General features: G+C 39.5%; 11 protein-coding genes. 8 read left to right on the forward strand and 3 right to left on the reverse strand.

All coding sequences use genetic code 11. From position 1 onward, the window contains the following. Window positions 1-163 precede the first annotated feature (163 nt). On the forward strand, window positions 164-2,152 hold the full coding sequence (locus H5203_RS09190) for an oleate hydratase (RefSeq protein WP_182819629.1): 1,989 nt from the start codon (window positions 164-166) through the stop codon (window positions 2,150-2,152). 237 nt (window positions 2,153-2,389) lie between these two features. Beyond that, a complete protein-coding gene (locus H5203_RS09195) occupies window positions 2,390-2,809 on the forward strand; it encodes an HPP family protein (protein WP_182757960.1) in 420 nt (139 codons plus the stop codon). Window positions 2,810-2,893: 84 nt separating this feature from the next. Here H5203_RS09195 and corA read toward each other — a convergent pair whose 3' ends face one another. Then, complete coding sequence (gene corA, locus H5203_RS09200) at window positions 2,894-3,850, reverse strand: magnesium/cobalt transporter CorA (RefSeq protein WP_145241796.1); 957 nt, start codon at window positions 3,848-3,850, stop codon at window positions 2,894-2,896. A 337-nt stretch (window positions 3,851-4,187) separates the two neighbouring features. Between corA and dps the strand changes: the two genes are divergently transcribed. Then, window positions 4,188-4,712, forward strand: coding sequence for a DNA starvation/stationary phase protection protein Dps (gene dps / locus H5203_RS09205; RefSeq protein WP_145241798.1), 525 nt, complete (start codon window positions 4,188-4,190; stop codon window positions 4,710-4,712). A gap of 122 nt (window positions 4,713-4,834) precedes the next feature. Here dps and H5203_RS09210 read toward each other — a convergent pair whose 3' ends face one another. Continuing rightward, window positions 4,835-6,502, reverse strand: coding sequence for a methyl-accepting chemotaxis protein (locus H5203_RS09210; RefSeq protein ID WP_182731128.1), 1,668 nt, complete (start codon window positions 6,500-6,502; stop codon window positions 4,835-4,837). Between the two features lie 454 nt (window positions 6,503-6,956). Between H5203_RS09210 and H5203_RS09215 the strand changes: the two genes are divergently transcribed. Then, window positions 6,957-7,322 (forward strand): DUF2237 family protein, encoded by a 366-nt coding sequence (locus H5203_RS09215; protein WP_145241802.1) that lies wholly within the window; start codon window positions 6,957-6,959, stop codon window positions 7,320-7,322. A gap of 272 nt (window positions 7,323-7,594) precedes the next feature. Further along, the gene (locus H5203_RS09220; protein ID WP_182757959.1) at window positions 7,595-9,334 is read left to right on the forward strand and encodes a SulP family inorganic anion transporter; all 1,740 of its coding nucleotides are present in this window, start codon (window positions 7,595-7,597) and stop codon (window positions 9,332-9,334) included. A 120-nt stretch (window positions 9,335-9,454) separates the two neighbouring features. Here H5203_RS09220 and H5203_RS09225 read toward each other — a convergent pair whose 3' ends face one another. Next, window positions 9,455-9,790, reverse strand: coding sequence for a zinc ribbon domain-containing protein YjdM (locus tag H5203_RS09225; RefSeq protein WP_145241806.1), 336 nt, complete (start codon window positions 9,788-9,790; stop codon window positions 9,455-9,457). Between the two features lie 190 nt (window positions 9,791-9,980). On the opposite strand from H5203_RS09225, the gene H5203_RS09230 reads away from it, so the two are divergent. From H5203_RS09230 to H5203_RS09240, 3 genes are all read left to right on the forward strand, one after another. Further along, on the forward strand, window positions 9,981-11,342 hold the full coding sequence (locus tag H5203_RS09230; RefSeq protein ID WP_145241808.1) for an MFS transporter: 1,362 nt from the start codon (window positions 9,981-9,983) through the stop codon (window positions 11,340-11,342). Window positions 11,343-11,522: 180 nt separating this feature from the next. Beyond that, complete coding sequence (locus H5203_RS09235) at window positions 11,523-13,079, forward strand: sensor histidine kinase (RefSeq protein ID WP_182731125.1); 1,557 nt, start codon at window positions 11,523-11,525, stop codon at window positions 13,077-13,079. Continuing rightward, on the forward strand, window positions 13,079-13,756 hold the full coding sequence (locus H5203_RS09240; protein ID WP_145241907.1) for a response regulator transcription factor: 678 nt from the start codon (window positions 13,079-13,081) through the stop codon (window positions 13,754-13,756). Before H5203_RS09235 ends, H5203_RS09240 begins: the two co-directional genes overlap by 1 nt. Window positions 13,757-13,763 lie beyond the last annotated feature (7 nt).

Consider the following 13,763-nt stretch of genomic DNA (forward strand, 5'->3'; position numbering starts at 1 on the left):
CCTCAATTTCGGATAACAAATCAATTTCCAGCAGCTAACTTATAAACCCCTCGCGAACTAAAACTTTGATCTACTGCAACATGACTATGCTTGCCTCGTGCAATTATGGAGAGACTTGCAAACAGTACTGACACTTATCTATATTCATGAAAAGGGATGGCTAATGACGAATAAAGCAATAGCGAAGTTTAATATTTCTGCAACCGCAGCAAGTAATTTCCAACATGAAGCTGACGCAACGGCTGATTTTTGGAGCAATAAACCACTTAATACCTTGCCCCCTCATGATTTTATTGCTCCTTATGCACGTCATAAAACGCTGCCTACACCCGGTATAGAAAAACGTAATGCTTGGATCATTGGTGGAGGTATTGGTGGCCTAGCAGCGGCATTTTATCTTATTCGTGATGGCCATATGAGCGCTGAAAATATTACCATTTTGGAAGAAATGGATATTGAAGGCGGTTCAATGGATGGCGCGGGTAACCCTGATGACGGCTATATTATTCGTGGTGGCCGTGAAATGAACTGGAATTACGACACCTTGTGGGATCTGTTTCAAGACGTTCCCGCTGTTGAACTGCCCGAAGGCTATTCTGTGCTTGATGAGTACCGTTTAATTAATGATAACGACGCTAATTACTCACAAGCCCGTTTAATAAATAAATGCGGTGAGATACTCGATGCAAGTGACTTTGGCCTGAATAAAGCCCAGCAATGGGAGCTGATCCGTTTAATGCTCAAGCGCAAAGAAGAGCTTGACGATCTCAGCATTGAAGACTATTTCAGCAAAGGTTTTTTACAAAGCAATTTTTGGTTTTTATTTCGTACTATGTTTGCCTTTAAAAATTGTCATAGCTTGTTAGAAACTAAACTGTATTTGCATCGCTTTCTTGATTCTATTGATGGCTTTGCCGACATGTCTGTTTTACTTTTTCCTAAATATAATCAATACGATACCTTTATTAAACCGCTTGCTAATTTATTACGAGACAAAGGCGTAAATTTTCAATTTGCAAGCCGTGTAAACGATCTGGATATAACATTTACTGGTAATAAAAAAACCGTAACGGGGATCCATGCCACTGTAAAAGGTGAAGCACAGCATATTAACGTTGCTTCAGACGATTTAGTTTATGCACTAACGGGTTCAATGACAGAGCATACAGCTTATGGCGACATGCAAAATGTACCCGAACTGAACTGTGAAAAACATGATCCCGGCGAAAATAGCGGGTGGAATTTATGGAAAAACCTCGCGAAGAAATCAGCTGTTTTTGGTAAACCCGAAAAATTTTATGGCGATATTGATAAGTCTATGTGGGAGTCAGCCACACTGACTTGCAAGCCATCCCCACTTATAGATAAGCTAAAGACATTATCAGTAAACGATCCTTACTCTGGTCGCACGGTAACTGGCGGCATTATTACTTTTACAGACTCTAACTGGCTATTGAGTGTAACGTGTAACCGCCAACCTCATTTTCCAGATCAACCCGATGATACGTTAGTACTTTGGGTCTATGGTTTATTAATGGACAAACAAGGTAATCGTATCGTTAAAACAATGCCACAATGTAGCGGTGAAGAAATAATTACGGAGCTTTGCTACCATTTGGGCATTGAACAGCAGCTTGATGAAATCATTGCCAATACCAAGATACGTACAGCGCTAATGCCTTATATCACAGCTCAATTTATGACTCGTGCAGCTGGTGACAGACCCACCTCAGTTCCTGAAGGTTGTACAAACTTAGGTTTGATTGGTCAATTTGTTGAAACCCACAACGATATTATATTCACGATGGAAGCCTCTATTCGTACAGCACGTATTGGGGTATATAAGTTACTTAATATCCCTAAACAAGTGCCCGACATTAGCCCAACCCAATATGATATTCGTAACCTAATTAAAGGAGCTAGAGCGCTCAACAGCGGCAAGCCCTTTATTGGCGAGCGGTTATTACACCGCCTGCTTGATAAAACCTACTTTGCTCATATTTTACCGCCATTACCAGAGCCAAGTAGTAAAGAACAAACCCATTTTGAAGCAGAAATGCATGAGCTACTGGGCAAAGGCAACTCGGCGATACATAAATTTTCAAACTGGGTTGGTACACTAAGGGATAATTTTTCGCATAAAGATAAATAATCTGAGCTTCGGAGAGTAAATATATCTCCAGTGGCTATAAATCTAAACCAGCTGATGACCAAGCTAAAAACTATTCCTATACAAAAAACCAAAGCCTTAATCTTGATAAAGTGCAATAAGAAAAAATAAGGCTAGAATGATTAATAATATGAGCTCTGGATAATCCATCTATCTCCAGTAGCTATTTTAGTAAACCTTTTAACCAAAGTTCTAGTTAGTGATTTCACGGGAGCCAAAATGAGCCAAACAGTTGCAGATTTAATGACATCAGATCCATTTGCCGTAAGTGCAGAAAACACCCTACACGACGCACATAATCTAATGAAGGAAAAAAATATCCGCCATATTCCGGTAATTGATAACAATGGCGAACTAGTGGGTATGTTGACACAAAAAATCATGATTGCCCAAGTGATGAATATTATGGCTAATTACAGTCCTAGCGCACTTGAACGAAAGGAAAAACAAACGAAAATACACACTATTATGGCAACCGATTTTGCCACTGTACTAGCAACCCAACCACTGCAAGATGTTGCTCGGTTTTTTGTTGATAACCGCCATGGTTGCATGCCTGTGACCACTGAAAAAAATAAACTCGTGGGTATACTTACCTCGTCCGACTTTGTGCGCCTAGCGGCCGCTTTATTATCTTAATGCAAGGTGATAATAAGACCGCTATCCGTATAAAATGAATATAAACTCGTATAATAGTGTATGCCAAGTAGTCATTGGCACACACTACAGCCAGCCTTTGTGTTTAAAAAATAAATAAGGGGCAAAGCCCGATAGCAACATAATGCCAATTGCAAATGGGTAACCCCATTCCCATTGCAGCTCAGGCATTATATTAAAGTTCATCCCATATACACTGGCTACTACGGTAGGTGGTAAAAAAACCACCGAAGCAATAGAGAAGGTTTTGATAATTTGATTTTGTTCAATGTTAATAAAACCTTGTGTTGAATCCATCAAAAAGTTCACCTTATCAAACAAAAAGGTACAGTGAGACATTAGCGTATCTATATCAAGTACAATTTCTCGTAGTGATTCACGATCCTCATTTTGTACACCTAAACGACGTATTAAAAACGAAATATTGCGCCGCGTATCCATTAAACACAAACGCACTTTCCCATTCGCATCCTCTAAACGCGCGATACGACTAACCGCTTCTTCTAGATCAGAGTCATCTTCTTCTAGTACATATGCACTGAGCTTCTCTAACTGATGATGCATATCCTCGAGCATATCAGCATGGTTTTCGACTTTTTGATCGAATAATGTAACCAATAACTGTTTTGGCGTATCACACATTACTTGACCTTTACGTGCTCTTAAGCGTAACAATCGAAAGTCAGCCAGCTCGTCATCGCGAATGGTCAGCAAACAGTTATCCTGTAGTAAACAGGCAACTGTTACCGTATTAAAACGTCCTTCATTGGGCGACATAAACAATGCATGCACATGCAAGCCTTCATTGTCGATAAAACATCGCGATGAAGCTTCAATCTCTTGCACATCCCCTGACTCAGGAAAAGTTATATTGAGCGTTTTTGCGAGCGTATTTCGCTCATCTTCCGTTGGGTTGATTGTGTCAATCCAGTGTGCATTTCTGATTGATACTTCAAGAGAGGTATCGGATGAAGGCTCTAACTCTTTGATCACCCCCTGCTCGATAGAAAAAAATCTCAACATGCACTTCTCCTTTAATAACAAGATGAGTTGAGTATATGTAAGTGATGATTAATCAACAATGACAATACACTCCTGCATCTCAGTTATTATTAATAGTAAGCAATTCGCTAACACGTAACAGCACCTTTTGTTTTGCAGATTTTACAAAAAAGTGCATATTTTTCATGGCATATCAAAGAAAGCTTTCATCCCCCTCCTTTGAAAAAAATACAAAACATTAAATATCAGCAACTTAAAAAACAATTTTTATCGGCACAACCATTGCTTTATATAAACTAACGCATGTTCATAGACTTTATTAGACGCTGTGAACATTCCTTATAAATCAGGAGGAATAATGAGTAACAATAACGAAACAAACAAAATCGCTGAATTTACTGCCCCAGGTATGAATGAAGAATCTGCAAAAAATACCATTGCTACACTTGATAACCGCATGGTCGCACTGATCGATTTACAATTGACTCTAAAACATATTCATTGGAATGTAGTTGGCCCAAATTTTATTGGCGTGCATGAAATGCTCGACCCTCAGGTTGAAGTGATCAGAGCAATGACCGACACCATCGCCGAGCGAATCGCTACGTTGGGCGGAGTTCCAGTTGGTACTCCAAAATCGATAGTTGATCGTCGTTCATGGCAAGATTACTCAATTGGTAAGGGCTTGGTAAAAGATCACTTAGTTGCGCTTGATAAAGTATATAATGGGATTAATGGCGATCACCGAAGTGCGATTGGCAAGCTATCAGAGCTCGATCCGGTATCTGAGGATATGCTAATTAGCCAACTTGCCGATTTAGAACAGTTTCAATGGTTTGTGCGTGCACACTTAGAGTCGTCAACGGGCAAACTCAGCAGCTAATCTAGCGGTTTTGTGTTCAGTTTAAACTGACTAATTTATATTTAAAGTCAAAGATCGGGCTATTTAAAGCCTGATCTTTATTTATTACTGATCAACAATAATATCGCCACTTTTTGTTTATATTAGATCTTAAACTGACCTACTAAATTGCCTAAACTCTCCCCTCGACCAGCTAAGTGATGACTAACTGATGAGGTTGTTTTAATTGAACGTGTTAGCTCATTAACGATTTCTTGAATCGCAAAAACGTTACGGTTAATTTCCTCAGTTACACTACTTTGCTCTGTGGCAGCTGTAGCTATTTGCGTGCTCATATCGTTAATTGTGGTAACCGAGCTGGTTACCGCTCCTAAACTTTCAGAAATTGCGCGAGATGACTCAACTGAGCGATTACAGCTTTGCTGGCTTGCCAACATTGCTTTTACCGCTGCTGTGACTAGCGTATGTAACTCATTAAGCATTTCATTAATCTCTAACGTGCTCTCTTGTGTACGACTGGCTAAACTTCTCACTTCATCAGCGACAACCGCAAAACCACGGCCTTGCTCGCCAGCCCTTGCAGCTTCAATAGCCGCATTAAGGGCCAATAAGTTAGTTTGCTCAGCAATGCCACCGATAACACTTAATACACTGTTAATTTTTTTAGATTGTTCACTTAATGAATTAACCTGTTCAGCAGCTTGATTAATCTCACTCATTAAATTTGAAACTTCTTCTAAAGAAACATCTACACATTTTTGAGCATTGGCAACATCTTGCGTGGCTGACTGAGTTGATACCGCCACTTGTGTGGTATTTTGCGCGACTTCCTGAGATGTTGCTGACATTTCGGTGATCGCCGTTGCTACCAGCTCAGTTTCATGATTATGGTTTACTAACTGATTTTCAATTAACTGTGTTTGTGTATTGATATCATTTGATGAATCTTTTACATCACGAGTTACATCTGCCACATTGGTGATAATGCTATGTAGTTTACTAACAAACACATTAAATGAATTACCCAATTGACCAATTTCATCATTACTATGCACTTCTAAGCGCTTAGTCAGATCACCTTCGCCTTTTGCTATATCATCTAAGTTTTGCACCATATTTTGGATAGGCTTTACCATATTGTTTGCCGCAATTAAGGCAAAAAACACCGTCAACATCACCCAAAATAATGCAATTAATAACAGGGTCGTTACTTTTTCATTCATATGAGCTTGTATTGTTGCTTGGTACTTTGTTAGCTCAGCTTCAATATCATCCATATAAGCGCCCGTTCCTAGCATCCAATCTGTACCAGGAACCATCGCTGCATAACCCATTTTTTCAACTAACCCCGTTGTATTAGGCTTTTGAAAATCATAATAAAAAGCACCGCCACCTTGTCTTGCTTGCTCAAGTAATCCAACAATTATTTTTTTACCATTGGGATCGGTCATGGCTATTTTATTTTGCCCTTCAATTGCATCACCCAATAGAGCATGGAAAATACTAACGCCTTTTGTATCATAGATAAAAAAGTAACCATCTTTGCCAAAAGTGAGATCTCGCAATGCATTTTTTGCATCTTCTTTAGTCCCCTTGGCTAGTTCGTAATTAATTATTTGGCGGCCTATCTCAACCTCAGTTGCTAATAAACTTTCTTTGTCAGCAATTAATTTTGTTTTAAACGATACAAAATTTTGCTGCTGATTTTGATACTCTAAATAATATGAGCTGGCCATTAAACTAATTAAAAGCAGCGTGAGCGGCAAAATAGCTAATAGCAACAGCTTGTTTTTCAGACTTAGATTACTCATTTTTCCTCACGTGTAACAATGTAAAGCTCCATGGTATTGATACATCGAGAGCTTATAAAAACTGTAATTATACTGCCAATTACAATTAAGTGTTTATTTGAAATCAGAAGCTATTCAAATACCATATTCACATATATATAGATTCTGGATATAAGACAAACGTATAATAGCTGCAAGTTACCATAATAAATTTTCACTAGTACAGTAAACGTAAAAATTGCAAGCCAACTAAAACACAATTGCACAATAATTACACAGCAAGCAACTATAAATGAATATTGAACTGATTTTGGCCTCGCCATTAGTTTGATGAACTGACGTTTAATATTTTTAATGGCTATGTTATTTGTGATCTCCATGCTATCTATCAATATAAGCTTTTCATCCACCACGTTTTCACATAGTCTGAAGCAGACTGAATGTAAAACAATACAAATTATAACAAGGTAGTTTTATGAGCAATCAATTAAATGTATTAGGTACGCGCTTGCATTTGTGCTGCGGGAATACAGGCTACACTCGAGAAGGGTTTTGCTATGTCCCTGCATCTGATTTTGGTAACCACAGTGTATGTGCCATCATGACTGAAGAATTCTTACAGTTTTCAAAAGCACAAGGCAATGACTTGATAACGCCTAATCCAATGTACGATTTTGCAGGCCTAAAGGCTGGTGATAAATGGTGTTTATGTGCCGTGCGCTGGCACCATGCGGTTGCTGAAAACGTAGCTCCGCCGGTTATACTTGAGGCCACCCATGAAAAATCGTTACAAGTAGTCTCTCTTGAAGTATTAAAGGCTCACCAATACTCTGCACGTTAAAAGTTTCCAATAGGCATTTACACACTCTAAGATAAAGCCATTGCGCTGGTTTTATCTTATTCACCATCTAGTATGATATTAGCAATGTGATAACACCAACCAGCTAATATCGCTCAACCTTAAACTTTTTCATCAGACTTAACACTCAATCAAAAGCAGTCCTAAGCCTAAGTATCTGCTATTTATTAAAAAAATCCTCACCCCTGAGCTATACTTGTTAATATATTAAATTTACTATCCAAGTGTGCTTACGATTAAATAAGGAAACTTTAGTGCTGTCGCGTTTGTATGATTTTATGCCGGGTTTAAACACTTTACTTCATTATGAACGAAAGTGGTTTGCTGATGATGTGAGGGCTGCATTATCCGTTGCCGCCGTTGCTCTACCTGTTGCTATCGCGTATGCACAACTTACCGGGGTTAACGCCGCTGTTGGGCTATATTCATGCATATTACCCATGATTTTATATGCCTTGTTTGGTACTTCCAAACAATTGATTGTCGGACCCGATGCTGCAACATGTGCGGTTATTGCTGCGGTGGTGACACCACTTGCAGCTGGAGACAGTGTTAAACACTGGCAACTCGTTGTAACTATGACCGCGATGACCGGCTTTTGGTGCTTTATTGCTAGCCGATTTAAATTAGGGGTATTAGCAGACTTCTTATCTAAGCCTATTTTAATGGGCTTATTAAACGGTGTTGCAATTACGATTATTGTCAGCCAATTTTCTAAAGTATTCGGTTTTACCTTCGATGACAGATATTTACTTGAACGATTAGGAGGTGTGCCTACTTATTTATCACAAACCCACATCCCTACTCTATTAATGGCCCTGTTTACCCTCGGTGTTTTTTTTGCCATGAAGCGACTAAAACCGACTTGGCCAGCATCTATGTTTGCTATCGCATTTGGTGCCCTATTAGTGTGGGTTTTTAATTTAAAGCAGTTTGATATCAACACAATTGGCACTGTAACCGGTGGCCTTCCAGTGTTTAACACCCCTATTTATGATATTGGTATTATTCGTGAACTTGTCGTGCCTGCACTTAACTTAGCAATAGTTAGCTTTGTCAGTATGATGCTAACCGCTCGCAGTTTTGCAGCTAAAAATGGTTACGACATAGATGCTGACAAAGAGTTTAGAGCGTTAGGTATTGCGAACATTGGATCTGCTTTATCACAAGGTTTTGCTGTCAGTGGTGCAGACTCTCGTACAGCTGTTAACGATGATTCCGGTGGTAAAACGCAATTAGTGTCGATTATCGCAGCGGGAATTATTGCTGTTATCGCCCTATTTTTAACCGCTCCCCTAGAATTTATTCCCAGTGCAGCATTAGGTGTTGTGCTTATTATTGCTTCAATCCATTTATTAGACTTAAAAGCCATTTGGCTATTAAAGCGTAAAGACAAACAAGCATTTTACCTTGCGCTAGCCACCTTATTCGCAGTGTTATTTATTGGCGTAATACCAGGCATCACTCTCGCTGTACTATTGGGGTTATTCCAGTTTATTCGCACCGTAATGCGCCCTACCGACAATATATTAGGTGTTGATATTAAGGGCGTTGTTAGGAGCCTCGATGCCACAGATAAAGCAAAGTCAGTACAAGGAGTCTTTATTTATCGTTTTAATTCTCCTTTAACTTACTTTAATGCCGGTTACTTTAAACGGCGTTTGCTAGAACAATATGCGCGGCAAAAAGACGACACGCAATGCGTTATTATCGACGCAGTCCCCTGCTTCACCCATTTAGATTTAAGTGTCATGGCCATGCTCGCCGATTTAGACGTGATATTTAAAAAACGTGGTATTCGATTAGAACTAGCTGGCAGAAAGCGGCAATTACTATCATGGTTTGAAATTGCTGGTATGACATCCGGTAAAGACGGCATCTACGTGCATTCAGATCTCTATATTGCCTTACAAAAAAACAGCGTCAGCCAACCAAGTGCACAAGTGAATTTATTTACAACACATCCAAATGAGGGTACTGCAGAACAGTTATAAACATGCGTATGTAATTATGATTGTTGCAAGCAACTAAGGCGATAGTCCTTGCTTCCCCTAATTTAGTAAGGACTTTATACAAACCACGTTTTTTCGTAAATCACTCAGTGCAAAACCTGTTCAGGCTTTTTTAACAAATTTAGCAGTCACTATCATTTCGCCTACGCCATCGACCTTACAATCGAGCTGATGATCTTTAGCATCTTTTATCCAGCGTATAACCGCTTTACTGCCAATTTTTATCACTTGTGAGCTACCTTTGATTTTTAAATCTTTTACTACAGTCACTTTATCGCCTTCGCACAAAAGCGTGCCATTGGCATCTTTTACGCTAATCACATCATTTAACAGTATCGCATCTGGATCCCACTCATAAGCGCACTCAGGGCAGATCAACAAGGTTTGATCTTGGTATACAAAGTCAGATTGGCATTTAGGACAGGAAGGTAAAGACATAAATTAGCGTGCGTAAGTAAATTTATAACAATGGTAATGGCTAATAATGATTTTGTCTATTTGTGGAGTTATTACGATATAAAGTTAATAAATGCATTGCTAAAGCATACCAATGAAGACTTTAAACTACTTGGAAAACATCCCTAGTTATTCTAGTATCTATTGGTCAAAGCTTATTATTTGCATTTAAATGAAATCATTTCCGTCACTATATTTTGCTAATCTATTTTTAATTATTGGCACCGGTTTACTCACCACCTATTTAGCCCTCTATTTAGGGAAAAATGGCATCTCGACCTTTTGGATTGGGTTAATGACCTCGTGTTATTACATGGGTTTGTTGCTTGGCTCAAAGCTTGGTTATCACCTTATTAAATCGGTCGGCCATATTAGAACCTTTGCAGCCAGTACCGCCGCTGTTTTAGCGTGCGTTGCAGCACATGGCGTTAGCGATAATATTTATTTATGGTTAGCCCTGCGGCTATTTGTAGGCCTTGGTATGATGTGTAATTACATGGTGCTCGAAAGCTGGCTCAACGAACAAGCTGCACCAGAGTCTCGCGGGCGAGTGTTTTCGTTTTATATGATCACCTCTTATCTGGGTATGATTTTAGGTCAATTTGCATTAGCCGAATTCCCAGAGCTTGGCTATGCACCACTATTTTTAGTGTGCATGGCGCTGGCAATTGGCATTATTCCTATTTCAATCACTCGTAGGATTCACCCCAAGCCATTAAAACCAATTCAAGTCAGTCTGTTTGACTACTTTAAAAAAGTACCGCAATCACTTACAGCTGTTCACTTTGCGGGTATTATAAATGGCAGCTTTTACGGCCTTGCACCAACATTTGCCAAGTCATCTGGGTTTAATTCGTCAGAAATTGCCATTTTTATGTCTGCCACTATTTTTGCAGGTCTGATCGCGCAATGGCCAATGGGGATATTGTCGGATAAAATACGTCGTAGCGTGTTGATCCGCACCAATGCGGTTGCGATTGGTGTAGTTAGCTTGGCTTTATTTTTGCTACCTATTACGCAAACACTCGCCTTTGCACTCACTTTTATGTTTGGGTTGTTCGCCTTTACTTTATATCCATTATCCTCAGCCTTAGCTAATTCACGCGTTGAAGATGAAGAGCGCGTTGGCGTGTCATCTGCGTTATTAGTTGTTTTTGGAGCCGGTGCAGCACTTGGTTCAACTGCCAATGCACAAGTTATGACCTATTTTGGTCACCAAGCCCTTTATGCCTCCATCGCATTATTAACGGTGATAATGTACTTATTACTCACTTACATTAATTCGAAACAAAAAGTAGAACAACCGGAGTCGAGTGATTACGTTGTAGGCACATCAGACGTTACCAACTCGCCTCTGGCTGCGACCATGGATCCACGAATAGAAGAAACGACTGCCCACGAGCAAATGTTGGTGGTCGATGAAATTGATGATGAATATGAAGAAAACAATGCAGTCTTTGATACCGATGATCCGCAGGGTGACCTGTTTAAAGACTTTCAAACGCAAGACGAAACCGCAGAACTAAAAAAATAGCGATTCATTTTCGATATAATAAAAGCAGGTAACAGCCTCTATTTACCTGCTTTTATTTAGCTTTATTTAGCAGCTATCGTCATCTACGTAAGCTTTAGACTCGGTACTTAGTTACGAGTCTATTGCGTAGCAAAAACCTTCCATGTACCCTTATCAAACGTCCCAAATCAGTAAACCACTATGTATAAGCGCAAACTTTTTTATTTTGGCCTGACAACTGCTTTTATTTTATTTTTGGCACTACTGAGCACCGCAATTTCCGCTCATTTAACTCGCGAAAACCTGCTACAAAGTAATATTGCTCAGTCATTATTAGTTGAGCATGAAAAGCTATCGAGTATCTCTTACCGACTTTTTAAACAGCTAACCGATGAAATCATTTTTGGTCAAAATGCCAACCAAGCCTATGTACGAAAAAAACAAAACCTGATCCAGCAATCAATTAACCAAATCAAAAAACTGGAGATTGAGCAACGCAATGCATTAGGCCTATCCTTCACTAAAGGCAGCGTTGAAGACACCGATGAACTTGTAAGGCTCATTGATGAAATAACTGTTGAATTTAGAGCCGTAGTAAGCAGTGATAACAAAGCGCCTTTAAATCAGCAAGCACAGCTAAAACGATTACTTGAAGTAACCATAGACGATCAATTTAGAGAGGCAATCAACTCGGCAGTAGCGCGTCAGGCACGTGTTGTGGCGGCGATCAATGCAAAAATTGAGATGCTTAATACCACTATTTTATGGTTTGCGATTGGCCTAGGTGCCCTCTCAATTCCGCTAATATTATATGGCTGCTATTGGCTGTTTAATCAACTTTATCAACCACTGATATTAATCGCTAATGCAACTAACTCGATTGCGTTAGGACACTATCAAAAGCCAATCTCAGTAAAACTAGATGATGAGTTTGAAGAGCTTGCAACATCGATAAACCAGCTTGCACTGCGCCTGCAAGAACACGAAAAAAACGCAATAAAATCAAGAAAACAATTAGAACTTGAAGTAAAACAGCGCACCAGTGAGCTCACTGAAGCCAACCTGCTGCTCACAAAAACTGACTCTCGGCGCCGCCAGTTTATCGCTGATGTATCACATGAACTGCGCACACCACTGACGATTATCAGAGGTGAAGCGCAAGTTACACTAAGAATGCAATCGGTATCGGTTGATGACTTTAATCAAACCCTCACATCAATACTTGAGCAAGCTGTAAGCCTAAGCCGCTTAGTTGATGATTTATTACTATTAACACGGGCAGAGATGAATCAAATAAATCTCGAAGTTATACCGACCAAAATCATGCCGTTGATCGCATCAGAAGTTGCTAAATGGCAAAAGCTCAATCCAAGTCGTGCTATAACCTTCGAAGCCAGCACAGAACTAAATGAGCAACTGGTCACCATAGATATACGACGGATCCAGCAAGTACTGGCTATTTTATGCGATAACGCGATCAAATATTCAAAGTCAGATCAACCTATTGATATTAGCCTACATAGAACAGATTTATTGATCACTATTGCTATAAAAGATTATGGCGAAGGGATCTCTGCAGCTGAAGTCGATAATATTTTTGAGCGCTTTGTGCGCTTTAGTAAACACAGTGAAGGGCTTGGGCTTGGGTTGCCAATTGCAAAAGCCATTATCGAAGCTCATGACGGCAGTATTAGCGTTACCTCAACCCAAGGGCAAGGATCTATATTTTCAATCTCTTTACCGGTAGGACACAAATGATGAATATTCTTCTCGCAGATGACGAACTACCACTGTTAAACTTTCTATCACGGGGATTACGCAGTGAAGGCTATGAATGTACAAGCATCAATGAATTACATGAAGTCCTGCCGTTTATTAAAAAAAACTCACCGCAAATAGTGATACTCGATAGATTATTTGGTTCACAAGATAGTTTATCAATATTGGAAGCGGTCAAAGCCCTTCCCAACCCACCTATGGTGCTAATGCTAACTGCCTTAGACGAAGTCCCTGAACGCGTCAAAGGATTGGAAATGGGAGCGGATGATTATCTATGCAAACCTTTTGATTTTGACGAACTATTAGCCCGTGTATTAGCATTAAAACGCCGTATGACGGCACCGCAACAGCAAGACCAAACAACGCTTAATATTGGCTCATTAGCATTACTCATTCAGCAACGTATTGCATTACTAAATGGTGAAGAATTAGCACTGACAAAAATTGAATTTGAGTTACTGCTGTACTTTGTAGAAAATCAAGACAAGGTGCTGTCTCGTGAGCGGATACTTAGTCGTGTATGGCAAACTTACAGCGAACCCAATACTAATATTATTGACGTGTATGTCAGCCGATTAAGAAAAAAAATAGAAACAGAGCCTAATTTAACTATTCAAACGTTGCGCGGAAATGGTTATAGGATGAATCTAAAATAGTGCGAGT

The organism is Pseudoalteromonas sp. SG41-1 (assembly GCF_014164575.1).
In the GTDB taxonomy this organism is placed as follows: Bacteria; Pseudomonadota; Gammaproteobacteria; order Enterobacterales; family Alteromonadaceae; genus Pseudoalteromonas; species Pseudoalteromonas rhizosphaerae.

Excerpts from the sequence above, each read along its gene's own strand:
- H5203_RS09225 (WP_145241806.1), bottom strand. The coding sequence starts at position 9,790 with ATGTCTTTACCTTCCTGTCCTAAATGCCAATCTGACTTTGTATACCAA.
- corA (WP_145241796.1), bottom strand. The coding sequence starts at position 3,850 with ATGTTGAGATTTTTTTCTATCGAGCAGGGGGTGATCAAAGAGTTAGAG.
- H5203_RS09215 (WP_145241802.1), top strand. The coding sequence starts at position 6,957 with ATGAGCAATCAATTAAATGTATTAGGTACGCGCTTGCATTTGTGCTGC.
- H5203_RS09195 (WP_182757960.1), top strand. The coding sequence starts at position 2,390 with ATGAGCCAAACAGTTGCAGATTTAATGACATCAGATCCATTTGCCGTA.
- dps (WP_145241798.1), top strand. The coding sequence starts at position 4,188 with ATGAGTAACAATAACGAAACAAACAAAATCGCTGAATTTACTGCCCCA.
- H5203_RS09240 (WP_145241907.1), top strand. The coding sequence starts at position 13,079 with ATGAATATTCTTCTCGCAGATGACGAACTACCACTGTTAAACTTTCTA.
- H5203_RS09235 (WP_182731125.1), top strand. The coding sequence starts at position 11,523 with ATGTATAAGCGCAAACTTTTTTATTTTGGCCTGACAACTGCTTTTATT.
- H5203_RS09230 (WP_145241808.1), top strand. The coding sequence starts at position 9,981 with ATGAAATCATTTCCGTCACTATATTTTGCTAATCTATTTTTAATTATT.
- H5203_RS09210 (WP_182731128.1), bottom strand. The coding sequence starts at position 6,502 with ATGAGTAATCTAAGTCTGAAAAACAAGCTGTTGCTATTAGCTATTTTG.
- H5203_RS09190 (WP_182819629.1), top strand. The coding sequence starts at position 164 with ATGACGAATAAAGCAATAGCGAAGTTTAATATTTCTGCAACCGCAGCA.